General features: G+C 44.4%; 13 protein-coding genes. 5 read left to right on the top strand and 8 right to left on the bottom strand.

The annotated features are described in order from the left end of the window. The first annotated feature begins 3 nt into the window (after window positions 1-3). From AC6H1S_RS13150 to AC6H1S_RS13130, 5 genes are all read left to right on the top strand, one after another. Window positions 4-2,133: a tetratricopeptide repeat-containing sensor histidine kinase gene (locus tag AC6H1S_RS13150; RefSeq protein WP_497563909.1), complete on the top strand. Its 2,130-nt coding sequence runs from the start codon at window positions 4-6 to the stop codon at window positions 2,131-2,133. A 211-nt stretch (window positions 2,134-2,344) separates the two neighbouring features. Then, a complete protein-coding gene (locus AC6H1S_RS13145) occupies window positions 2,345-4,015 on the top strand; it encodes a collagen-like domain-containing protein (protein ID WP_199140846.1) in 1,671 nt (556 codons plus the stop codon). A 33-nt stretch (window positions 4,016-4,048) separates the two neighbouring features. Further along, complete coding sequence (locus AC6H1S_RS13140) at window positions 4,049-5,734, top strand: hypothetical protein (protein ID WP_497563908.1); 1,686 nt, start codon at window positions 4,049-4,051, stop codon at window positions 5,732-5,734. 9 nt (window positions 5,735-5,743) lie between these two features. Further along, on the top strand, window positions 5,744-12,913 hold the full coding sequence (locus tag AC6H1S_RS13135; protein ID WP_497563907.1) for a hypothetical protein: 7,170 nt from the start codon (window positions 5,744-5,746) through the stop codon (window positions 12,911-12,913). Between the two features lie 3 nt (window positions 12,914-12,916). Beyond that, complete coding sequence (locus AC6H1S_RS13130) at window positions 12,917-14,893, top strand: fibronectin type III domain-containing protein (RefSeq protein ID WP_497563906.1); 1,977 nt, start codon at window positions 12,917-12,919, stop codon at window positions 14,891-14,893. Window positions 14,894-15,042: 149 nt separating this feature from the next. Here AC6H1S_RS13130 and AC6H1S_RS13125 read toward each other — a convergent pair whose 3' ends face one another. The 8 genes from AC6H1S_RS13125 to coaBC form a co-directional block, all read right to left on the bottom strand. Further along, on the bottom strand, window positions 15,043-15,819 hold the full coding sequence (locus tag AC6H1S_RS13125; protein ID WP_497563905.1) for an energy transducer TonB: 777 nt from the start codon (window positions 15,817-15,819) through the stop codon (window positions 15,043-15,045). Between the two features lie 2 nt (window positions 15,820-15,821). Beyond that, on the bottom strand, window positions 15,822-17,474 hold the full coding sequence (recN, locus tag AC6H1S_RS13120) for a DNA repair protein RecN (protein WP_497563904.1): 1,653 nt from the start codon (window positions 17,472-17,474) through the stop codon (window positions 15,822-15,824). An 81-nt stretch (window positions 17,475-17,555) separates the two neighbouring features. Further along, window positions 17,556-19,010: a S41 family peptidase gene (locus AC6H1S_RS13115; protein ID WP_497563903.1), complete on the bottom strand. Its 1,455-nt coding sequence runs from the start codon at window positions 19,008-19,010 to the stop codon at window positions 17,556-17,558. A gap of 148 nt (window positions 19,011-19,158) precedes the next feature. Beyond that, entirely contained in the window at window positions 19,159-19,815 is a 657-nt protein-coding gene (locus AC6H1S_RS13110; protein WP_497563902.1) for a DUF6624 domain-containing protein, read from the bottom strand. Between the two features lie 265 nt (window positions 19,816-20,080). Further along, window positions 20,081-22,153: a M56 family metallopeptidase gene (locus AC6H1S_RS13105; RefSeq protein WP_497563901.1), complete on the bottom strand. Its 2,073-nt coding sequence runs from the start codon at window positions 22,151-22,153 to the stop codon at window positions 20,081-20,083. A 12-nt stretch (window positions 22,154-22,165) separates the two neighbouring features. Then, window positions 22,166-22,543, bottom strand: a complete 378-nt coding sequence (locus AC6H1S_RS13100; protein WP_497563900.1) for a BlaI/MecI/CopY family transcriptional regulator — start codon at window positions 22,541-22,543, stop codon at window positions 22,166-22,168. A gap of 140 nt (window positions 22,544-22,683) precedes the next feature. After that, the gene (gene porD / locus AC6H1S_RS13095) at window positions 22,684-23,580 is read right to left on the bottom strand and encodes a type IX secretion system protein PorD (RefSeq protein ID WP_199140836.1); all 897 of its coding nucleotides are present in this window, start codon (window positions 23,578-23,580) and stop codon (window positions 22,684-22,686) included. Then, window positions 23,580-24,776 carry a bifunctional phosphopantothenoylcysteine decarboxylase/phosphopantothenate--cysteine ligase CoaBC gene (gene coaBC, locus AC6H1S_RS13090; protein ID WP_497563899.1) on the bottom strand — a complete coding sequence of 399 codons (1,197 nt, stop codon included), beginning with the start codon at window positions 24,774-24,776 and terminating at the stop codon, window positions 23,580-23,582. Before coaBC ends, porD begins: the two co-directional genes overlap by 1 nt. Window positions 24,777-24,783: the final 7 nt, after the last annotated feature.

Here is a 24,783-nt window from a genome sequence, read left to right as displayed (position 1 = left end):
TTTATGTCTGCAAACGCTCGGTTTTATTTCGTTTTATGTTGCTGCTTGTGCTGTTTTGGGCTACACGCGCAACAACCGAGCTATGAAAGTAAAAAATGGCTGGATTATGCCACTCGCTTTTATAACCGGACAATTGAAAGAGGTATCTTTAGAGAATTCGACAGTGTAATTATTGTGGCCCGCAAAGGAGTGGAGATTACTTCCAAGAACGATTACCACAGTCTATCGGCCTATTCCTTTTTTATTGGCCATACCTACAAGGTGCAGCTCAAAAACGACAGTGCATTTTTCTATCTCAAGCAAAGCGTCAGGTACGCCATGCTGGGTCAAAATATGAAGTATGAAGTGATGGCGCTGCAACAGATCAACTATTTGAACCGCTACCTGGGCCGTTTTGAAGAGACTAAGCCCCATGTGAAACGGCTACACCAGTTGTTGCCACTGGCAAAGGACGATACAATTAAAGACCGCATCTTGTCAGCATTGAGCGAAGAATATCTAAGTATTGGCGATTACCATAAAGCCATTTCCTATATTCTCGAATCGTTGCCGTTAAAAGAGAAAATACTCGCACAAAAAAGAGATTACACCTCGAAAGTGAGTTTGGGTTTGGCTTATGCCAGTTTGGGCAATCTTTACCTGCAGTTGCACCAAAATCAAAATGCTCTCAACAGCTTTAAGCAGGCCGAACCCTATTTTGAAAAATACATGGGTGCCAAAATTAGGCTTTATATCAATTTTGAACAGGTTTATCTGAATATGCAAAAGATAGACAGCGCCAAGATCTACTACGACAAGGTTTATGGGGCAATGGCCGATAAAAAATTATTCTATGCCAGTTCTGAATTAAGCGCCGTGAACAGGATATTCGCTTCCTATTATTTGGATAAGAACATGGCATTGGCTAAACAGTATGCCACAAAGGCTTATCAGCTTGGCGTAGAATCAGAAAGCAAGGAAGCTTTGCTGTATGCACTTAACTTAATGGGCAACCTGAATTATGAATTGAAGCATTACCACAAAGCCATTACCTACTTAGAAAAAGCATTACCGGGATCTTATTCTTTTAGTAAGGATGTTTATGCCTCCATTATACTCAAACTTGCCCAGAGCTATGAAAAATTGGGCAATAATGGCAAAGCCTTGAAATATTATAAAGATTACAATGCTTTGTCTAGCAAAATTTATCAAGACAAATCTGATGAGCAGATTGCCAACATCGAGTTCAAATATAAAAATGCCGAAAAAGAAAAGCAGATCGATTACCTGTCTAATGAGCGTTTGGCCGCCAATAAATTGCTGAAACAGAAGAACCAGCTACAGTTGGCCCTTAGCATTGCCTTCGGACTTGCCTTGCTGGTAACCATCCTGATTTACCGAAACAACAGAAACCAGAACAGGTCAAATGTATTATTGCATCAGTCTAATGTAGCGCTAGATCTGGTTAATCAAAAACTGGCTGAAGCCAATCAAACCAAAGCACGTCTTTTTGGTATCATTAGCCACGATTTGCGTAGTCCAGTGAGCCAGTTGTTCACTTTCCTCAAGCTGCAGCAGGCCAAATCCGGATTGCTGTCTGAAGCGCAACAGGAAGCCCATCAAAAGAAGCTGATCCAATCTTCTACGGCCTTGTTGGCTACCATGGAAGACCTATTGTTATGGTCGAAAAGCCAAATGGAGCATTTTGAGCTAGATTTGTCTGATGTTTTGATCAGTGAGCTATTTGTGAAGGTGATTGCCTTGTTGCAAAATCAGGCTGAAGCCAAAGAACTGGAAATCAAGGAAGAAATGCAGGGACTATCCAGCTTGAAAAGCGATGAAAATCTTTTGCTCATCGTGTTGCGCAACCTCTTGCAAAATGCCATCAATCATTCCTTTCCGAAAGGCGTTATCGTGCTAAAGGCTGCTGTTAATGACAAGGGGCAACCGTTTATTGCCATCGTCAATAGTGGCTTGCTTATTCCTGAAGACAAAATTGCCGAATTGCAGAGTGGGTTTCATGTCAGTAGCAAGTCTAATGGCTACGGATTGCTCATTGTGAAAGAACTACTCCACCAGCTGAATGCCCAGTTGCTGATCAGGAGCAACGAACAGGAAGGTACCTGCATGCAGGTGCTTTTCGAAAAAGCCTAAGCCATTTCCTTTTATCGATTATTCCTATCCGTTCGTCGATAATTTGCCCAATTCGAATCGTGCCGAACTAATTTCATGTATCCGAAAAGATACATTAAGATGCGTTCTCCCTTAAAGTTGCCCCCGGTTTGCCTAGGCGCAAGAGGCAATTTTAGGACTTATGATTTCGGTTAACTTGTTAAGGCATTAAATTTTCAATAAAGGAACCGATATGAAGAACAATTACTTTTTCTTACTGATTTGTTTGATTGGCATTTTGCTCGGATGTTCCGAGTCGGGTTTAACGGGGCCAGAAGGTCCGGCTGGCCCTCAAGGAGCAACTGGTACAGCAGGAGCTGTTGGTGCAGCTGGCAAAGACGGCAGTGTCATCTACAGCGGCACAGGTGCGCCTGCAGGCACCTTGGGCACGACGGGCGATTATTACCTTGACCGTTCGGCAGGAAATTTATATGGTCCAAAAACCGCAACAGGCTGGGGTACACCCATTACTTTGATGGGGGCAGCCGGAACCAACGGAACCAATGGCAGCACCACTTTAAGCGGCAATGGTACACCATCGGGCTCGGCAGGAGTGGTGGGCGATTATTATTTGGATAAAACCAATTATTTATTATATGGCCCCAAAACAGCAAGTGGCTGGGGTGCGCCTATTTTGTTGCGCGGTGCTGATGGTACCCAAGGCCCGGCAGGCGCAGCAGGTAAAGATGGCAGTATCATTTATAGTGGCACAGGGGTTCCATCTAATACCATAGGCATTAATGGCGATTATTATTTAGATAAGAATTCGGGTAATCTTTATGGACCCAAAACCACGGCTGGTTGGGGAACAGCAACCGTACTGCGTGGTACCAATGGTACCAACGGAGCTAATGGCAGCACCACTTTAAGTGGTAATGGTGCCCCTGTTGGTGGAATTGGAAATTTGGGCGATTATTATTTGGATAAAACCAACTACCTCCTTTACGGGCCTAAAGATGGCAACGGTTGGGGCGTTCCTATTCTTTTGCGTGGCGCCGACGGAGCCCAAGGCCCCATGGGACCGGCTGGAGCGGATGGCACGGTTATTTATGGTGGCGACTATTTTCCAGACCCAACGCTGGGTAAAATTGGCGATTTCTTTATCGGTAAATACACCGTTATGCTATATGGCCCTAAAACGGCATCGGGCTGGGGTACGGGCACTTCATTGAAGGGAACTAATGGTACAAACGGAACAAATGGTACGAATGGCACCAACGGAAATACGGTGTTAAGTGGCAGGGGAGTGCCCGATAACGGTTTGGGCGTTGATGGCGATTTTTATTTGGATGTGATTACCTATATAATGTATGGCCCTAAGGCAAGCGGCTTGTGGGGCAGTGGTACTTCGCTTAAAGGAGCCGATGGTACGGGTAGTGTAATGGCTTTCGAAACTACCGAAGCCAGTACTTTCGATTGGATCTCTAAATTCAACGGATTTGATGGGCTTAACTTCAAGATGAGAATGGATAGGCATACCACCTTTAATGATACCACTTCGGTATTCAATTTGCCCATGTTGGCAGCGGTGGCCGCACAATCGGGCAGTACCTTGGTTTATGTTCGCATTAAAACCGTTGATCTGCAGAAAAAATGGATGCAGCTTTCCTTTACCAATTTCGATACCGGTCTGCCTCAATATTACTCGTACAATTTAACGGTCGGCCCAACCAGTGCAGCAGTAAGGGTCTTTGCCAGCCGAAGCAATATGAGCGATGTTTTGCTCGAGTTTGATAAAGTACGCATTGTAGTGGCTCCAGCAAGTACAACAGGCTTTTTGGGCAATAATGTAAGTGCAATACCGATGCAGCAAGTCATGCAGCGGCTTAACCTAAAGGAAAGCGATTTTGTAAAACTGAAATAGCGGAGCAACGATTCTTAACCATTTAAAAAACTAATGATGAAAAGATTAGTGTTGCCCATTGCTGTTGCTTTTGGTCTATTGGCCTTGCCAGATAAGCTGCTCGCCCAAGATTTGGGAACGATAGCTAAACAAAAGCCGTTTGCATTGACCGGATCTTTCGGTTTGGGCATCGGTACCTATCATGTAAATGGCATTCCCGCCAGGCAACGCGAGTTTTCCTATCTTTTGAGTGGTGCGCCAACGCTCTCGCTTTATGGCGTAGCTTTTCCGTTTTCGGTTGTAGTTAGCGACCAGCAGCGCAGCTATACCCAGCCCTTTAACCAATATGGCATTAGTCCAACCTACAAATGGGCCACCTTTCATGCTGGCTGGCGAAGTTTGGAGTTTTCGCCTTTCACCTTGGCTGGACATAACTTTTTAGGGGGCGGCGTAGAATTAAATCCTGGCAAGTTAAGGTTGGGATTTATCTATGGCCGCTTTAATAAAGCCATTGAGGCCGATCCCAATCAGCCTTTGGCCCTTGCACAGCAGCCAGCTTACAAAAGAACAGGCTATAGCGTAAAGCTAGGTGTAGGTACAGAACGCAACCATTTTGATCTTATTTTTCTGGATGCCAAAGACCATGTCAATTCTTTGAACACGCAGCCTTCGGTTGAGCTGAGCCCTTCCGAAAATATGGTACTGGGCTTTTCTTCCAGGTTTAGTTTCCTTAAGCATTTTGTAGTCGAAATGGATGCTTCGGGTAGCGTTTATACGCGCAATGTACTGTCGGATACCGTGCAGAATCTGAAGCTTGATAAAATAGGGTTCATTAAAAAACTGATTACGCTGAATGCCTCCACGCAATTGCTCACTGCAGCACAGACCAGCATCGGCTATAATGCCCAAAACTATGGCGTAAAGCTGATGTATCGCAGGGTAGACCCAGATTATAAGAGCATGGGTGCGTATTATTTCGAAACAGATGTACAAAACTATACCCTTGAAGGCATGTTGAAGCTGATTAAAGGCCAATTGCAGGTGAACGGAAGTTTCGGCATGCAGAACGACAATATCCTGCATGATAAAGCCTATCGCTCTAACCGAAAAATAGGCAGCATCAACGCATCTTTCAATAAAACAAATTATGGAATTGATGTACGTTACACCAATTATGGGATTACGCAAGATCGTGGCCTCAATCCCATTATCGATATGCTGCGGGTAGCCCGTACCAACCACAACCTGAATACGGTGCTCCGGTATAATATCAATCAGGAAAGCATGACGCACGGTTTTATTTTGGTCGGCAATATCCAGTCGCTGATCGATTTGAACGAATACACCGCACCAAATAGCAAGTCGAACAGTAAGGCGGTTAATTTTTCTTACCAGTTTGGACTACCCAAGAAGAGCTTTGCTGCCAATGCCAATATCAATTACACGGTGGCCGATGTAGCTTTCGGCCGTACGGTTTTTTATGGCCCTACTTTAGGTGTAACCCAAGCGGTTAATAACGGTAAGCTGGGGCTCAATGCTTCGCTCAGCTATCAGCTGCAACGCAATAATAACCAGAATGCCGGCAATATATTCAGTGCCAACCTCAATGGCTCCTATCGCATAGGTAAACGCGATGCCGCCAACCTGCAGGTAAACTACCTTAAAAGCAATTCGAAAGACGTTACGCTACCGTCATTCAACGAAATCAGGACGAATTTGGGCCTAGTGCACTCTTTTTAAAAAATAGCTATGAACAGTTTTAGAAAATATATCGCTTCGTTCGACAATAAAAATTGGAATCCTTGGTTTGCGGTTTCTGTTTTGATGCTGTTCCTGTTTTTATGGAATGCCAGAACAGTTTATGCACAAACCAATGCTGTAAATATTACCGTCAACATCATTCCGCCTTATTCGCCTTACTACTCAGATTATTCTGGGCCAAACGCCAGTAAGGTATTGCTTATCATCCAAAATACATCTCCCAGCCAGCTCAAGCTAAAGCTTACCGGTCAGTTACAGGGCGATAATGGCATTAAAATCTCTACCAAATCTACTTATGTGCCTTTACAGCCCATCATTTTAAATCCCAGGGAAACCAAACAGCTCAATGGTTTGGCCCTAAAGGATATTTTCGATCTTAATTCGCTTAATGTTTACGGCATCGACAAGGTAAAACTGGTACAAACCTCGCGCTTGCCCGAAGGCAACTATACTTTTTGTATCCAAGCTGTTGATATGAATACCAACCAAGTGGTTTCGGCAACAGCACCACTCGGTTGTACCACCATTAGCATTGCCTATCCTGATGCACCGGTGCTCATTAATCCGCTGGCCAATGCCAGTGTAAAAACCGTTGACCCACAGGTAATGGTATTTAACTGGATCAACGCGGGCTATGCACCACCTACTACCCAGTACATTTTGCAAGTGGCCGAAATGCCTTTGGCAGGTGGAGACCCCAACCAAATATTGAATTCAACTTCTTTTCCGCTTATCAATAAAACGCTTACTGCCACCTCTTATACGTTAAGCCAGCTCGATCCGCCTTTAAAAGTGGGCAAAAGATACGCTTGGCGCGTACAGGCCATCGATCCTACAGGGCAAACCTTGTTCAAAAACGACGGCAGGAGCGGTGCATTCGTATTTACTTATGGCTCACAGGTAATAGCGCAACAAAATATCGATAACAACAAGCTGTACGTGGTGAACCCTAACGAAAAAGACAACATCATCACCGTGACCGAGAAAAACCCGCTTAATTTCGGTTGGATATTGGCCAAGGCAGGTAGTTTGGAAGGAGCGACTCTTAGCAAATTGGCAGGTAAAGGCTTAGTCGACAATAAAACCCTAGGGGTTAACATCGACACCAACCTGTATCGGACCTTAGGCATTAAGCGCTATTTCCTGATCGTGATGAAAACCAACGCGGCCATTAACGAAGCACCGGTGCTGTTTAGCTCATCACTTTACGAAACCAATGGCGTGTTGCTGAGCAATTTTATCAAGTCGAAGAAAGAGGCTTTGGCACTTGGTTTTGTCGATCAGCAAAAGTATACGCTACAAGTGCAAGGGCTAGATGCCGAGGGCAAGGTAGTTAAAAAATCAGAGGCGATGCCTTTTACCTTTGTGGTAGGGCACGACATAGAGAAAAAATATTATGTACAAGTAAAAACCCAGCTCAAGTATAGCTTTGCCAACAAGCTGGGCGAATATGCGGTGGCCAAAACACCGGTTACGGTTAAGGTTACGGCTACCATGAAATCAGACAGGGGAAACCGAACCACTTATGTAGAAGGTAGTGCAGAAACCGATGCGCAAGGTAATTTAAAACTAACGGTAGGCATTTCCGAAAAATATAAGAATTGGGTACTTGATGCTTCCATGAGCATTGCCAATGCCTATTACGACAGCAGGAGCCTTAAGAAAATCCCCATCCCCGAATTTAAATCAGATACCAATTATGTCGATTTGGGCAAACAGTTCGCAGGTGTTTACGGCTACGGCCTTAAGCTCTATGTACAAAAAGAATTTCCTGTTTTTAAAGTAAGCGAACAGGGTAAATCGTGGCTAGCCGGCGGCAGCGCACAAAACGACTTTGGCTACGACGAAAAAGGCAATTTGGTTTATCAGGTTAAGGCAACCGAGTATGAGGCAGGCGTTAATATCCGGCTTTACCGCAAGGGCAAGCAAACCTACATTCCTCCAGGCGAAGGAAACGTAGACAGGCTGGGGCTGGTTGCCAAAGAAAAAGACGTACTGGTTGCTGAAGGGAAAACCCAGCTGGAAACCGTAAGCGGTGTAACCAAATCTTTTGTGAAATTCGAAAAACTGCTGTGCAATATTTACGAAGGCGACGAATATTATGTACTGGCAACAGCGGCTACGAATGTGTTTAAACTGCAGTCGGGCGGCACGAGTAAATATTACATTGCCGATGCCAGCCAGGCCACTTTGGGCGATGGCTTTACGGCGACAGAAAAAACCATCAAGTTTTTGCCAAAACAAGATATTCCTTATCATGAATTTACTGATACGTATGTCATTCTTTCCAATAAGCCGCCACAATCGGTAGTGAGTGGACGTATTTCTTATAAATGGGAGAAAAATCAGGATAACATCAAGCGTGCATATGCCAACCAAAATTTCCACATCGAAGTGGCTTACCGTTTTAGGGGCAGTGATGGCTCGATTGAATACATCACGCCAAATGTGGCCGACAATGGAGAAGAAAACTATTTTGTAACGACCAAAAACAATGTCGAAGACAAATTGGTACTATTCCGCGATGCAGGCGTAATTGCGGGCTCGGGTACAACCGATGCCACTGGCCGTTTTACCTTGCAAATCGATAACCTGGGCTATAAAGGCGATGTGGGTTCTGGCTTTATCAGCCGATCTAAAAACCCGATTGACAGCTGGAATAAAAAGCAGGAAAAACAGCCTGCCAAACCGAGTAAGGAAACCCTATTCGATTTATATGGACAAGGAATGGAAGATCCAGACTGGGGGCAATCGGCACTTGATATGTATGGCTCGATGAAAACCTTGCCAGGAGAAGGACAAAAGACCATTGGTGCAAATTTAGGCATGGCTGCACAGCTCTCGGGCCTTAACCTTACAGCTTCCAGTACTACTTTTGGGCAGTATCAGGTTAATGGGATAGGAAGCAATGTGGCCACACAAGGCGCAGTAAAAGGTGTTGGACAGATAAAGGGAGGCCCAGCGCAGGATGATGAAGAGATTTACAATAAAGAAGGTTATGGCGTTCTGGAACGTGTATTTGTGGTAGTACCCGATAATTACCATCTTCGCGATGCCAAGGAACCGCTGGTGGTACAGCCTTTCGAAGCTAAAGACTGTGGCGAATTTACGTCGCCGGTTTGGGAAACTAACCTCACGGTTTTGGCCAAAGGCATTGGCGATAAACCTCTGGGCAATATGAAAGTAATCATATTCCGTACCAAGGAACAGAAATTTCCAAACATGCCATTGGGCGAAGGCAATAACCTTTATAAAACCGGAAAATTGGTTAATCCACAAACCTACAGTACTGGGAACGTAAACATGCAGGGCGGCAATATTGTTGCTAGTGGTATTTACAATCAGGAGTTTGAAAAGCTTTGGGAAGGCGAAACCAAGAGCGATGGCAAGTTTTCGGCACCTCAGCTCTTGGCAGGTACCGATTATTACATGCAGGTAACCAGCAGGCCAGATGCCGGTAACGAAACCTATGAATCATATATTGCTTATGTAGACAGGATGTATGGCGCTAACGTAGAAAAGGCCGTAAGCCTTAAGCCGCTTCCATCTCGTATCGCAGGCAGGGTATTAGAGGCCGGTCAAAGTGCATTGCCTGTAATGAACGCCGTAATATTGCTTAATGGCCAATGGCATGCCACCACCGACAAAGATGGCTATTTTGAGGTGCTCGCTACCAAAAAGAACCTGCCAATGCCAATTACCAAGCTTGAAGCAAAGGCCAATGGCTACAAAGACTTCAAGAAAAACATCAACGTAGCTTCAGCAACAGGAGTACAGCATTCTGAGACGATATCATTAGAGCTTGGTGCATTGGCCAAAGGCTGGGTAGCCAATAGGGATCTGTTCAATTTGTTAAGTGGCAAGCCGATGGCCGTGCAGAGTTATGTGCGTCGCACCAGTAATGGAGCCATGGTATTGAGCGGTACTGATGGCGGTTATGCCATCAGCGTCAAATCGACTGTTGCCGGACAATCGCCCGAGAAACTCGAAATTATTCCGCTTGATGTGGCCTTCTTCCGTGATACGATTGAAGCCCATCCCGATCTTTCCGTGGTGTTGGGCAAAAAAGTTTACGACTTTGTGGTATCGCGTAACCACCGCATGAATTTTGTAACGGCTACCTCCGATGGCAAAGGCGGCATTAAAACCGTTCCCGACATTACCGTGCAGGTAGATGATTATAAAAAGGTAACCAATAGCAGTGGAAGGGCCGATTTTAATTTCCAAAACGTATCGGTTAATAACTATAACGTCATCCTGACCGGAAATCCAAAAGATAATTGGATTCCGCAGGTATATAATGTTACCAATCCCGAAACCAGGGATCCGATGTATTATTACGTCAATATGAAAACCGGTTACACGGTGAAAGGCATGGTTACGCTTGACGGCAAACCAGTTGGCAACGCCAAAGTCTACCTCGAATACAAAGCCAATAACGCGGGCTTGCTGAGCAGCAATGCTACCTTGGTTGAGGCCCGCTCAGGCAAAGACGGCAAGTTTACGCTGACGGGCATTCCGGTTGATCCTTCAAAGGCCTACGTGATCGCCTCCTTGGATACCAATTTTACGGTAACTGGCAATAAGCAACTGGCTACGGCCAACGGCGCAAACGGACCGGTATTGGCGCTTACTTCGCTCAAAGGAGCTTTGGTTAAATCTTTGCACGGCTTCCCGCTTTCGGTTGAAGAGCTTAAACCCGGCCTCAATGGCAACGAGTTCTTGGTAACGGGTTTGATCGACCTGAGCAAAGGTGCCACACCATTTAAGCTTCACCAGGAAGATGCCATGGTGAGGGTAAGGGATGTTCGCTATAAAGCCGAGGGCGATAAACTATTGCCGGTAAACAATGAAATACCGATTGAGGGCGTAAGCAATATCTCGCTCAAGTATCTCGACCGATATAATGTTTTGCTGAGCAAGGCTGCGGGTGGCACCAAGGAGCTTACCATTGCCAAGAATGGGGCTGGCAAGGGCGAAATTTTGGGCCTGGCCAAAATCATCGATAATTCATTCAATTATCCGGGTTCTTACCTCAACTTTACTGCCGGACAGGATTTCTACCTAGCCGATAAGGTAAACGATAACTCGGTAACTACCAAAATTGCCGGAATGACGGCAGTTTCTACAGACGAATTCTACCTGAATTCGATCAAGAGTGGTTATCCGATTTTCTACGTGATGACCAAAAAGAATTTCCAAATCAGCAATGCCGCGGGCGCCCCGATTAAATTCAAGTTTATCGAAATTGGAGCTACTGCAGATCCGCTGAATTCTTACATGGCTACCGATGGCAAGATACACCTTAACGTAAATCTCGATTGTACCATTGCCAATGCCAAACCCAACAAGTTCACGGTTAACCTTAAAGATGTAGTGCTCGATAACGACAAGGTCTATCCAGGTACGGGAGCACCGATAGAGCTGCAATTGGAAGATTGGAAGCTGGTGGTCAGCAACTGGACTTTTGATCCTAAAAAAGGAGGGATTTATTCTGCCAATTCGGTTATCAAAACTAATAAGCTCGATATTCCGATCAAGTTCTTTAACCTGCGCAGCGACATGATGGCGATTGATAGCATCGATGTGAAGAAATTCACTTTGGGTGGCGGTGTAGCCTCGCTCCAAAATATAGACGATAAAAAGGCCGTGCTGGTTTACGATACGAAAACAGGCAGCGACATGAGCCCGCACTGGCGCTTGAGCATTGCAGGCACAACGGCGCAACCGGCCGCCAAACTGATTGGCTTATATGGATTGGGCAATTTGGATATCAGCTACATCCAATTGCTGAGCAACAACGAAAACGTCTTGAGCTTGGCGCCAATCAGCACGCCGAAGTATATCTTAGACAATCCAATGGCGGCCTTTACGCCTACAACCATCACCAATGGAACTGATTATTTTGAGGTAAATGGAGCTCTTGACCTCAAAGCGCCGAGAATGGCCCCTTTTAATGTGGGTTTGAGCTATGGAAAGGCTGGTTTGTCGTTTACCAATGTCAATACAGAATTCGAAGGCAAGGGTTATGTACATTTCATGGCGAATAACAAAGCCATTAATATCACCAAAACCCAGGTAAAAATAGATGGCGAAGTGGTTGAAAAACCTAATCCGAGCTTTGAAGTGATGAAAGCTACCTTCTTTGCCGAAAACAAGGGCTACCATGTTGATTTGCCGGCCAACTTGATGCTGTCGTTAACCCCCGATAAAAACCAGCAATTTCAGATTGCCAATGGCGGCATGAAGGTAATAGATAAAGATTGGACAATCCTTTCGTTTAGCGGTAAGCTTATTTCGGCATCGGAAGGCCTACAAAATAACCAAATGACCTTTAATGTTTATGGCGATGTGCAGGTAGACGGCGATAAAATACAAACCGGTTCCCAAACCGAATTTGGCAAATTCAAAATGGTGTACGATTTCAATAAGCGAAGCCTCAGAGGGTCGCTCAATTTCGATGAAAAAGATTTTGGAGCTTACAAACTTGCAGGCAACGTAGAAATGCTGATGGAATCAAAAGGTTTTTATTTCTTGGGCAGTGGCAAGCTCAATACGGCCATCCCGATAGTGGGCGGAGGTTATACGGTGGGCTTTCTGATCAACAGTTATAGCGATAACGGCCTCGCCATTTCCCAAGCCAACTGGAATGCCCTGCAGGCCTTTCAGCTCAATAAAAACAATTGTTTTTACGAAATGCGCAAAACCGATTTCAAAGGTTTTTACCTAACCGCGGGCCGTAGCTTGATCGATTATCAAAAAGATTTCGATTTTGTGCTGGTTTCTGGTTTTGTAGAAGCCAAGGCGGCCGCAGAGCTGAGTATCTGGGCTTCGTTTGGTGGCAGTACTTCCGTTGGGGCTTCTATTGGAGCCACAGGCAGGTTGCGCGCAGGGATGTCGGCCATTACCGGTACAAGCATGTCGGGTGGCTTTGATGCCACAGGCTCGGTAGTGATGCAATATACGGGGGGAGCTTTTAGCTTGGCCGCCAATGCCGAAGCCAGTTTCGATGCGCATGTAAAGCAAAGCCTCGTATTCACCTCCATCAAGATTGATAAGCATGTAGCCGCGCGTTTGCACTTTGGTACAGACGGCTACTCATTAGAATTCTCATCTGGAGACAAGTTGCCAGATTGTCCGCCTCCACCTAAAAAATAACGTATGAAAACCCTAGTCTATTTGTTTCTTTTCCTTGCTTCCCTAACCGTATCGGCGCAGCCATCGGCAAAACCTGCCAAAAATGGGGTTTATTTGAGCTTGGGCAATCAGCTGCCGGTCAATTTTCGTTATGTTATTGCGCGCAGGTCGGCAGGCGAACGCTATTGGAAAGAGCTGGCACAAACAGATTTTCCCAGCTCAAGTGTCATGCTCAAAGCAAGGCTCATGACGGTTGATCCCATCTTGAGACAGGGCCAGGTATTGTCTGATACGGCAGTGAAAGTGCTGTGGCGCAGGGCAGAAGGAGCCTTGTTTACCGATTCGATCAGGCCCTACCACGAAATGCCTTTGTATGCTTCGGCGGTTGGAGTAGGCTATCTCGATACCACGGCCAAGCCCGGTGTTTACGAATACCGTATCTACAAACGCAACAGCGATGAGGTGAGTATGGATTCCGTTACCCTGAAAATTGATTATAAACCCATCAAGTTGCCTAATTACCTTACTCCAGTTAGTTACGAAGCCGCAGATGAAGCCGTGTCGATTGCCTATGTATTTCCCGGCGATGAAAAATTGGGTGGCGTTAGGCTTTTGAGAAGCAGGTTCGGCTATAACCAGTTTGAACAGGTGCCAGCCTTTACCATTTTCTCCAAAAAGCAAGATACGCTGATGGTACGGGTTACCGATCAAACAGCAGCCTATAAAATAGCTTATCAATACATCGCCATCCCTTTTGATGAGCTGGGCAACGAGGGCGACAAATCAGATACCTTATATATCTACAACAATTCGAGGGCACATGATATCGGCTTTTTTAAAAGGGTAACAGCCCATGCCGTAGATCAAGATAAAACGATTGAACTGCAATGGAAATTAAGCAATCCAGGCGATGTCACAGCCGTAAAAATTTACAAGTCATTTAGCTGGGACGGCGAGTACGTGCTTGTTGGAACAGCTCCGGCAAAAGACACCACCTGGACCGACATTAAGGTTAAGCCTATGGTTACTTATTACTATCGATTGCAGGCCCAAGGGCCCTATAGCAGCTCTGTTGGCAGCATTAGGGTACAAGCCTTAATGAAAGCGCCCAAAAAAATGGTAATGCCGCCACAAGGTTTAGCCGCAACAGCCAATGGCAATGTGGTGAAGCTTGCCTTTAGAAAAGTAGACCGCGATGCCAGGGGATATTATGTGTATCGCAGCGAAGGCTATAATGGTAAGCCCGTGCAGCTGTCAAGGTTGTTGCTGAGTAAAGATTCGCTGTTGGCTTATCAAGATACCATTAAAAATAGCTTCAAAGCAGGAATTTATACCTATACCGTAGCTACCATTAACACTTCTTATGAAATCAGTGGGCCAAGTGAAAGGGCATCGGTCATGTTAAGTGGACAAATTCCGGTTCCGGCGAAAGTAAGGGCGCAGCTCAGCAAGGAACAAGCCTTGGTATTTTGGAACGACATGACCAAAGAAAACAATATTTCGGGTTATATCGTTTACCGAAGCGAAAAGCTGGAAAATGAAGAAAGCTACGGAGAAATAAAGAAAATAGCTGATTTATTGCCCGAAACCAATTCATATGTAGACAGTACGCTGGCCGAAGGACACCATTATGCGTATTCCATTCAATGCAAGGGTATTGGTAATGAAGGAGCAGATCTTGGCGCATTAAGCCAAGCGGCCACCGTGCATTACAACGCACAAAAACTGATGCCACCCAACAACGTCATTGCCTTGGCTCAAGCCGATGGAATCGCATTGAGTTGGAACAATCCTTTAGGCATACCGTTAACCAAAGTCAAAATTTACAGAGGCAAGGTAAATGGAGAATTACAATTGCTTAAGGAGCTCAGCGCCAGCGAAAAAGATTTCTTAGATAAGAGCGTAGAAAAAGAAACAACTTATTTCTATACGTTAAGCATTATCGATGCGAGAGGCAAAGAGAGTGTGCAAACCGATCCTTTGGGCGTAAGGAGCAAATAAAGGCCATTTTAGTTCTCTCGCATTTGTATCGCCATTGGTCTTTTTTTGCCAACAGCATTTGGGCAATGGCTACTATTATTTTCTTTTGGGGTTAGTTTGCAAGGCCAGTGGTTTTTTGATCACTGGCTTCATTTTTTAGACGAAAGGTGCTAATCAGTTAGCTTAAAAACAATGTCTGTCTGATAAATTACATGAATAGGTCTTCTGTTTCTTATTCCCGGATTCCATTTTCTGCTTTTCTTCAAAACTTCAAGCACAGCCTCGTCACAACCATAGCCCAAGCCATTGATGATGCTTGGAAATAATAAACTACCATCTTTTGCAATGCTAAATCGAACGGTTACTGTGCCCTCAATGTTGTTTTTTATAGCATTGGGTGGATATTTTAAGTTCTTGTAAATATATTCTTCAAATTTAGACGGTCCGCCTGGATAAGATGGGTCTTGTGCGATGTAAAGACATCCGTCTACAAAATCTTCTGTTTTAAATTCCCTTTTCTCCTTTTGGATTGTTCTTTTTGCTGATATAATCAGGGCTTGTGGAGTAGGATATCTCAACGTACCAGGCCAAATAGTGATGTTTAAAAACCTGCTTCCATTATTTATAAAAGTATGTTCTTGATTTAAAGCAAAAAAAGTAAGCGTATCAATAGGTTGGCCCCCCTTCAATTTAAAATTTCCTAAACTATCTGTGACAGTGGTATATTTTAGATTAGAATTGCCGAGGCTTTGAGATCTGGTTTCAATAATAATATTGGAGAGTTTGGAGCCATCTCCCGCAATCAATCTGCCAGATACGTGGATCGTGTCAAGCTGCGCCCTATTGAGGTTGGTTTGTGCAGATGTAGCCTGAGTGAATACAAAATGAATGAAAAACAGTATAAATTTATTCATATGCAGATGATGAAGGCTGGAATAAAATTCCATAATTAGCCCAACAATTCTCTCGCATTTTGCATCGCCGATTCGCCAGGGTTTTTGCCACTCAGCATTTCGGCTATGGCTGTAACTCTTTCTGCTGGACTTAGTTTGCGAATGCCGGTGGTTGTTTTATCACTGGCTTCATTTTTATACACAAAATAATGCGATTCGCCTTTGGCCGCAATTTGCGGCAGATGGGTAATGGAAAGGATCTGCATGTTTTTGCCCAAATCGGCAATCACTTCGCCAACCTTAAGTGCCGTTTCGCCCGAAATGCCGGTATCAATTTCATCGAAGATCAGGGTAGGCAACGAGGTATGTTTGGCCAGTAGTGCCTTGATAGCCAACATCAACCGCGACAGTTCTCCTCCAGATGCAATTTTGTTGACTGGTCCGGGGCCCTGGCCTGCATTGGCTGTAAAGAGCAACGTAATTTGATCCAGGCCATCTTTGTTCAGTTCGGCCAGTTCTTGCTGATCTAGCACCAGCTTGGCATGAGGCATACCTACCAGCTTTAAAGTACGAGTGGTCTCGGTTGCGGCCAGTTCTGTAGCTTGTTTTCTGTTTTGGCTCAGTTCCCTGGCCTGAATATAAAGCACATCGGTAAGCTGCTTGATGTCGTTTTGTAGACTTTCAATCTGCTCATCCGAAGAAAGCAACTGGTTAAGATTGGCTTCAAGCTCCTGCTGTATGGCCAATAGCTCGGCATTGTTGGCTACACGGTGTTTTTGCTGCAAGCCATAAAGTACATCTAAACGTTGCTGTACCTGCTCCAGTCTTTCGGCGCTGTGAGCCGTATTTTCTTCTATGCCGGCTGTTTCTGCCACAATATCCTTGATTTCGATAAGGCTTGATTTGAGGCGTTCGTACAGGGCATTAATGGCCGGATCGTATTTTTCTACGTGCCCAAGTTGCGAAGAAGCTTCCTTAAGCAAGTCTAAGGCATTGCCCTCGTTTTCGCTGAGCAAGGCATTTGCGGTAAGCAAACTTCTTTTAATTCCCTCGGCATGGTTTAGCCGTTCCAGCTCCTGTTCCAGTTCTTCCTGTTCGTTGGGTTGCAGTTGGGCCTGTTCCAACTCGTTAAACAAAAACTGTTCATAATCCTGTCGGCCACGGGCTTCGTTGGCTTTTTGGCGCAGTTCTTTGAGCAGCTGCTGGTTTTGTTTCAACTGCTTAAATCCGTTTCTGTAGCGCGCCAAGAGCGCAGTGTGGTTGGCTAAAGAGTCGACCAGCAACAACTGAAAATCTGAATTGTTGATTTCTTGGGTGGCATGCTGCGAATGGATGTCAATCAACGATTCGCCAATCTGCTTTAACAAGCTCAAATTAACTGGCGTATCGTTTACAAAGGCACGCGATTTTCCATCGCTAGAAATTTCGCGCCTTAATATACTTTCCTTAAAAAAATCGAGGTCGTTTTCTTCAAACAAGCCCTTGAGCTTATCGTCGGGCAGCACAAAAGTACCCTCAATCACACATTTTTTATCCTGGTTAAAAAAGTACCTGCTTTCCGCGCGCTGACCCAAAATAAGTGATAGCGCACCTAAAATAATCGATTTTCCGGCACCCGTTTCACCGGTAATGATGTTTAATCCCTGGTCAAATTCGATGTCGAGGCTATCGATCAGTGCGTAATTGCGTATAGAAAGTCTTTGTAGCATACCGTTGCTAAATTACTACAAAAGCCCATGGTTTTCAAGAAACCACGGGCTTTTAATTCAAAAGCTATTTGCCAAAACAGGTTATTTTTGGTTCAGGATTTGACTGGTCTGTTCTACCCATTGATAAGGCGGAATGCTGCGGTCCATAAAGTAATCAGGCTGTATACCCTTGGCATCGATGGTAAAATCAGGTATTCTCATGCTTCTGGTTAGTGAATAGCCTAATTCAAATTCCTTACAGGGCGAATCAACAAAGTACATATTAGAAATATCGAGTACGCCGAAAGTCGTGGTGCCAAACAGTTTTACCTTTTTGCTTTGCTTGGCGGCCAGCAGAAACTGTTCGTCGGTGCTGCCATTGCCACCGTTGATGATGATGCCGACATTTTTAGGAAAAGGCAATACCTTGTCTTTCTTGATCAAGCCCACCACATCGTCGTTAAGGTTTACAAACTTGCCCAATTGCTTTTCCAGTTTGTCGTACGATTCCTTGGCCCATTTTTTATCTTCTTCGCTAAAGCCATAATCGGGCTTGTTGATGAAATCGAGCATTCTTTGGTTGTTCAGTTTGGTCGAAAGGTATTCAACTCCAACTTCGCGTATCGGGTTGGTATAAATAAGCGGAATGAGGCTCGAAAAGCTGTTGTCGCTGCCACCGGTTCCGCTCCTGATATCGATAATCAGGTTAGGGGTTTTCAAGATTTTTGCCTTGTTGATATTGATGACGCTGTCTATCGATTTCTTTTGCTGCGGCTGAAAGGAAGGAATCCGCAAGTAAAGCGTAGTAGGATTTAGTTGCGTTAAGTAGGGCTTGCTCGAAGAGAGCAATTTAAAATAATCAACAAATATTTGATCGTCTTTGAGTTCCGGATAAGTTCTGCTCAAAGAAAAATTGCCGATTTGCAGGTTGTTTTTTCCGGTCATCTTCACCTGGTTGGATTTGGTGGCAGAATGGTCTCTCATGTAAAAAACGCTGCTGGTCGAATCCATGCCTGGCGTAATTCGCAATTTGATTTGCCCTTTGGTCCAGCTTGCCGCACCCGATTCGATAATAAAACCAAGATATTCGTTGTTTACCTTTTTTATGCCGATTTGATAAGGCGAGGTTTGCCAAATGCCTTCGTAATCTACTTCTTTTTTGTTTTTAAGGTAGGTTTTGAAGTTTTCTAGATCTACCGGTAGCGTTTCCCAATCAGGAAATTGTTTTTCAGCCACTGCTGGCGTGCTAGTGGTGGAGCTGTTTTGGTTCTTTTGCCTGATGGCAATGTGGCCAGAGCGGAAAAAAGTAAGCCATTCGTACAAAATAGGGGTACAGTCGTTTAATGTCTTGGCTTCCTTTATTTTGGCCAAAATCCGTTTGTTATGGTCTTCGTAGGCCTGTTTGCCTTTGCTGTCGATTACATATTTAAAACCGGCATCGTTTTGCTCGAAGGTCTTTTTTACCCATTCGAAATTGGTTTCGCAGTTGCAACTTTGGGCCTTCGCCAAATTGGCTGTAATCAAGGCAACGATTAGTAGGAAGTAGAGTTTTTTCATTTTAATAATAGTTGGTGTGGACTTTACTACTTCAAAGACGTTGCCGATTGGCAAAGGTTGCACGATAACCTCAAATTAATAAAAAAGCTTATTGTTTGTTACAATAAGCTTGATTTGGACTTTTCTAATTCTTGGCTAATGACTGGATTTAATTGCCATTTGCTTTTTTATAGGCTTCTACATCCCATTTCATCTGGAAGCTCTTTTCGAGGTATTCGGCCAATGGTTGCAGCCCCATGGCTTTTCGTCTTTCATCCACATGGTCTGGGTCTTCGAGCGGGAAAAGGGATTTCTCACCCGTTTTGGCATCAGATTTCACTTGGCTGCCATACAGCTGTTTTTTGCCTTGTCTTAAGGCTACCCGGTCTTCTAGAATAGCCAAGTTGCTCGATAAGATTCGTCCGTCTTTTTCGGCCTTCCTGATCATGGGCAGGTATTTCTCCTGCATAGGCAGATTGGCATGCTGTATCACCAAAAATATAGCCTGGCTAGCGTTGAAACCCACATCTTGAGGTCCTTGCCAGCCATATTGGTTCAAGACTTTCTCTACAAACAGCTGATTGAGCGAATCGGTAGTTTTCATTTTGGCCATGGCCGCTTTTCCTTCAGGCGTATTCAGTTGCTTGGCATTGGCCAATTTGATAAAGGCAACACGGGTGTCTTGATCTTCCTTGTAAATGGAGTCGAGCTGTTTCATCAAAGGTTTATTGAACTTGGCGCTATCGAGCATAAAGGAAGTAACTTGGGCTTTGCTGCATAGGGCTGCACAAAATAATGGGGTAAATAAAATGGGGAGCAGTTTCATAAATTATTTCTTTTGGTTAAAATCGTTTATCAATTCGGTTTTGGTCCAACAATAGGGTCAGGTAAATGATCGGCCTGCCAAATACATAATGGTTTAGGAGGTACATTTTAAAAGGATGAAAAGTAAAACCTTATACAAGACAAGATTTGGGAAATAATGTTGCAATCGGCAATGAAAAAGGCAGGATTGCACCTGCCCGTTACTGTTTGTTTGGTTTTATAAATCTCCTTCGGAAAAAAGCGCCCGACTGGGCGCTTCTTAGGTTTTATTTGTTGTCGATTTTAATATTGAATTTAGCGTCGCCCTCCATTTTAAAAGTAGTTTTGAAAGCTTCTTTAAAAGTTGCAGGAGCGGCTTCGAACTTAAAGGTGTTGTTTTTGTTGAACACAACAGGCGTGGTATTGGCAAAAGCAAAATAAGTATCGAAAGCTTTGGTGTTAGGCAAAAAAGACAGATCTACAGTATGGCTGTTGTCGAACATCAAAAAGGTTTTGTCGGTTTTGATGCCTTTCTTCTTTTTGAGTTCTTCCAAATCGCTTTCATATTTTTTTCTCAATTCTTTGTACTCAGGCGATTCTTGCAGCTTTCTGTATTCTTCCATTTTTTCTTTCCACTCTGGCGAATTGAATTTTTTCTCCAATTCCTTGCTGTTCTGCTCTATCTTGAACATTTTATCTTTCCACTCGGCCGAGTTGAATTTTTTCTCGAGTTCCTTGCTGTTGAGTTCGATTTTAGCCATCTTGTCTTTCCACTCCGGTGAATTGAATTTTTGCTCCAGCTCTTTAGCATTGAATTCAATCTTGGCCATTTTTTCTTTCCACTCCGGCGAGCTGAACTTTTTCTCCAATTCTTTATTGTCGAACTCTATTTTGGCTATCTTGTCTTTCCACTCTTTCGAGTTGAATTTCTTTTCGAGTTCCTTGCTGTTGGATTCGATCTTGGCCATTTTTTCTTTCCACTCTGGCGAGCTGAACTTTTTCTCCAGTTCCTTGCTGTCGAACTCTATTTTGGCCATCTTGTCTTTCCACTCTTTCGAGTTGAATTTTTTCTCGAGTTCCTTGCTGTCGAATTCGATCTTGGCCATTTTGTCTTTCCACTCCTTCGAACTGAATTTCTTTTGGAGCTCTAAGTACTTGGCCTTGATGCTGTCTGGCATTTCATCGATCGACCTATAGGTTATTTCTTTGCCACTTTGGTTGGTGGTATACCAAATTCTTTCGATTTTCTTTTTCGATTTGGCCGTATCGGTATCAGAAACAACGATTAAATGGTTTTTGATGGGGTTGCCTTCACTAGGCACTATTTTTACGGTGAGCAAATTCGGCGCTTTCTTTAATTTGGCGGCAACTGATTTGCTAGGGTTCATCCAGGCCAGCGATATAACGGTTGCAATGGCTAGGGTCAGGATGAAAAACTGCTGTTTGGCATTGATGTAATTGGTCTTCATAGCGGTTATTCGTTTAATGCGTTGATACAAATGTTGATTATTGCCTGTGGCCGCAAGTGCCAAAGCAGGCGATTGTTTGTCTTTTAACAGCTCAAGCTTCAAGAGGGCATGGGCATAGGTTATCGGACTGCCTGTGAAATTAACCACCAAGTCGTCGCAGGCATGTTCTCTTTCTATGTGTATGAATTTGGTGGTAAGCCATACAAACGGATTGAAGAACAATAAGGTTTCTATAAAGGTTTTGGCCAGGTTGATCAGGTAGTCGTTTCTGCGGATGTGCGAGAGTTCGTGGATCAGGATGGCTTCTACTTGTTTGGTGTCTAACTGGGTTGCCAAGGCAATAGGGAACAGCACTACCGGTTTAAAGAAACCAATAACTACTGGTACGTTTACCCTCGACGATAGGTAGAACTGAACTCTTTTTTTGATTTTTAGCTGGGCCAGGGTCAGTTCAAAAATAGCCTTCCAATGGGCAGGAATAGCATCTACATGAGCTTGTTTCAGCTTTTTGAGTTTGGCATAGCTCGAAGAGAGCACCACCAGCTGGAAAAGGATGCCAATGATATAAACTACCACTACAATCGGAAAATAGGCTTCGGTTTTGGCATTGAAGCTGTTGGCCATGCCGGTTAGGCGCTGATAAATAGCAGGTGTGATGACGATGCTGTTGATTGCAGAACCTGTGCTTGGCCATTGGAAAATAGAGCCAAAGGTAAAACAGAAACTTGCAAAAATCAGAAATAGCGAACCAAAGGCAAGGTTATGTTTGATACGCGCGCTTATTTTGGGCCAAATCATTAACACCGCAAATAAGAAGGCATAAATAATGGCCCCTTGCCATAAAGAGTGGAGAATGCTCCAGCCGATTGCCTTAACAAGATTATTGATCATAGCTTCCATAGCTTATTTGTTTTCAAGTTTGCTTAAATATTCTTTAATCAAATCAATCTCCTCCTTGCTTGCCGTTTTGTTGCCAAGGGCCTGCATCACCAAACGGGCTGCAGATCCGTTAAATACATTGTCGATCATTTTGTTGACCAGTTGTTGCTGGGTTTTTTCGCGGTTGATCAACGCTCTGTACACATGTGTTTTCGAACTGGTGTCACGGTCTACCATTCCTTTTTCGTGCATAATCTGCATGAGTTTCAAAGTAGTGGTATAGCCAGAATCCTTTTTGTTCAGGTCTTCGTGAACTTCGCGTACCGTACAGTGGCCTTTTTTCCAAAGCACCTGTAGGATTTCCATTTCGCCTTCTGTGGGTTTGATGTTATTGTTGCTCATTTTGTTACACTACGAATTTTTTCGTATTCAAATGTACGAATATGTTCGTATAATCAAAATGTTTTAACAAAATTTTAACAAAAAAAATAAAAAAGCCCTCTGCAGTTAAGTTGAGGGCCTGTTTTTTTAATAGAAAAATGTTATTTCGATTTTAATGCTTCATATTTTCCAATGTTTGCCGGATCGATGTCGCTCAGCAGGTTATAGGCTTTGATCTTGTCTGGTGGGAGGCAGTTAGCCAGTACATTGGTAATTTCTTCGGCCTTGCTGGCAAAGTAAACATTGGGAAATATAGAGCCCAGCTTCTGTTTGTCCATCTGTTGCAGCGCAGGCAAAAAGCCCAAAATCGCTTTGGCACCATCGGCTACATTGTCTTGCAACTTGTCTAGCCCATTCCGGTGATAGTCGTAAATAAATACCCTCAGTTCCTTAAATACATTGTTCAGCAGGTTTTCGTTTAGCCAATAGCGGTTGCGCAAGCCATCAAATGCCTTCCAGCCTTTATTGCCCGAAGTTTGGGCCACGTTCAATACATTTTGGGCTTTTAGAAAAAATGGGGTGCCAGCCAGTCGACTAAAGCTGTCTTTGTCTATGCCGATAATGGTGTAGGCATAATAGCCTAAAAGCGAGCTCAGGTTGCCGATAAAGTTCTGGTCGGAAAAGTCTAGCGATTGGCCATCGTTATAGTTGAAATCAAAATCCTTGTCGTTGATGTTGAGCAGCGTGCTGTAATAGGAACTGCCAAAAACCGGGCGGCTCGATTGGATTTGTGCTTCGGCGCTATAGCCAGAGCTGCCATCCCAGTTGGTTACGGTAATTACAAAATTGCATTCGATGCGTTCTTGCGGCAAATAGGTATCGTTTGTCCATTTGTTGTTGTTCAGGAAATCGCGGATGGTATTTTGCAGCAGTTCGAGGTTCTTTTTGTTGATGTTGGAGATGTTTGGCGCCAGGATCTGTACCCTTGCATTGAGTTCCTGTGCCTGCGTTAAGGTTGCAAAGGCCATTAAAAGAACAATACCTATAATTTTTTTCATTACTTCAGCAATTTGATGATTTGAGCGCAAATGTCTTTGGCCACCTCGGTTTTGGACTTGGTTTCGAAGCTGGTTTTTTCCAAATTTTGATGGAAGATAGTGATTTTATTGGTAGCTGTTTTAAACCCCGCGCCTTTATCGTTCAGCGAATTTAAGACAATAAAATCCAGGTTCTTCTTCTCCAGCTTTTCCTTGGCGTAGGTTTCTTCCTGGTTTGTTTCTAGGGCAAAGCCCACCAGCACCTGGTTCTTTTGTTTGAGTTTGCCTAACTGCGCCAGGATATCGGTTGTTTTTTTGAGGGCTATGCTAAAGCCTTCGTCTTTCTTCTTGATTTTCTGGGCGGCCACATCAATGGGAGTATAATCGGCCACGGCAGCACTCATTACGGTGATGTCGCTTTCGGCAAAATGGGCCAGGCAGGCTTCTAGCATATCGGCTGCGCTCACTACATCGATGCGTTGCACTGGTGTGGTGGCCTGTTCGGCGGTTGGGCCGGCAATCAGGGTCACGTTTGCGCCGAGGTTGGCCAATTCGTTGGCCAGGGCAAAGCCCATCTTACCCGACGAGTGGTTGCCGATAAAGCGTACCGGGTCTATGGCTTCGTAAGTAGGGCCAGCAGTAACCATGGCTTTTTTGCCTAATAACGGCAGGTTTTTCCTGATTTCCTCTTCCAAAAAGGCCACAATCTCTTCAGGTTCTGCCAAACGGCCTTCGCCATGAAGCCCGCTAGCCAGTTCGCCCTTGCGGGGTGCAATAATGGTGTTGCCGAATTCCTTAAGCCTGGCAATATTCTCCTGTGTGCTTTCGTGCTTCCACATGTCGAGGTCCATGGCCGGTGCCACGAAAACGGGACATTTGGCCGACAGGTAAACCGCGGTGAGGAGATTGTCGCAAAGGCCGTTGGCCATTTTTCCGATGGTATTGGCACTGGCAGGGGCAACAATCATATAATCGGCCCAAAGGCCCAGTTCTACATGGTTGCTCCAAACGCCGGTTTCGGCTTCGAAATATTGGGTATATACAGGATTTTTGGAGAGTGTGGCCAGGGTAAGGGGCGTAATGAAATTACTCGCATCCTGGGTAAGAATAACCTTGACGTTTGCGCCAGCTTTGATAAGTGCCCTTACCAAAATGGCCGATTTGTAGGCGGCAATACTGCCACAAACGCCGAGGATAATGTTTTTGTTGCTAAGCATAGTACCT

The organism is Pedobacter sp. TM02 (assembly GCF_059705275.1).
This window is presented reverse-complemented; position numbering and strand designations above follow the sequence as displayed.

Coding starts and splice junctions, on each gene's coding strand:
- AC6H1S_RS13145 (WP_199140846.1), top strand. CDS start 2,345: ATGAAGAACAATTACTTTTTCTTACTGATTTGTTTGATTGGCATTTTG.
- AC6H1S_RS13130 (WP_497563906.1), top strand. CDS start 12,917: ATGAAAACCCTAGTCTATTTGTTTCTTTTCCTTGCTTCCCTAACCGTA.
- AC6H1S_RS13105 (WP_497563901.1), bottom strand. CDS start 22,153: ATGATCAATAATCTTGTTAAGGCAATCGGCTGGAGCATTCTCCACTCT.
- AC6H1S_RS13110 (WP_497563902.1), bottom strand. CDS start 19,815: ATGAAACTGCTCCCCATTTTATTTACCCCATTATTTTGTGCAGCCCTA.
- AC6H1S_RS13140 (WP_497563908.1), top strand. CDS start 4,049: ATGATGAAAAGATTAGTGTTGCCCATTGCTGTTGCTTTTGGTCTATTG.
- AC6H1S_RS13125 (WP_497563905.1), bottom strand. CDS start 15,819: ATGGAATTTTATTCCAGCCTTCATCATCTGCATATGAATAAATTTATA.
- AC6H1S_RS13150 (WP_497563909.1), top strand. CDS start 4: ATGTCTGCAAACGCTCGGTTTTATTTCGTTTTATGTTGCTGCTTGTGC.
- AC6H1S_RS13135 (WP_497563907.1), top strand. CDS start 5,744: ATGAACAGTTTTAGAAAATATATCGCTTCGTTCGACAATAAAAATTGG.
- porD (WP_199140836.1), bottom strand. CDS start 23,580: ATGAAAAAAATTATAGGTATTGTTCTTTTAATGGCCTTTGCAACCTTA.
- AC6H1S_RS13115 (WP_497563903.1), bottom strand. CDS start 19,010: ATGAAAAAACTCTACTTCCTACTAATCGTTGCCTTGATTACAGCCAAT.
- AC6H1S_RS13100 (WP_497563900.1), bottom strand. CDS start 22,543: ATGAGCAACAATAACATCAAACCCACAGAAGGCGAAATGGAAATCCTA.
- recN (WP_497563904.1), bottom strand. CDS start 17,474: ATGCTACAAAGACTTTCTATACGCAATTACGCACTGATCGATAGCCTC.
- coaBC (WP_497563899.1), bottom strand. CDS start 24,776: ATGCTTAGCAACAAAAACATTATCCTCGGCGTTTGTGGCAGTATTGCC.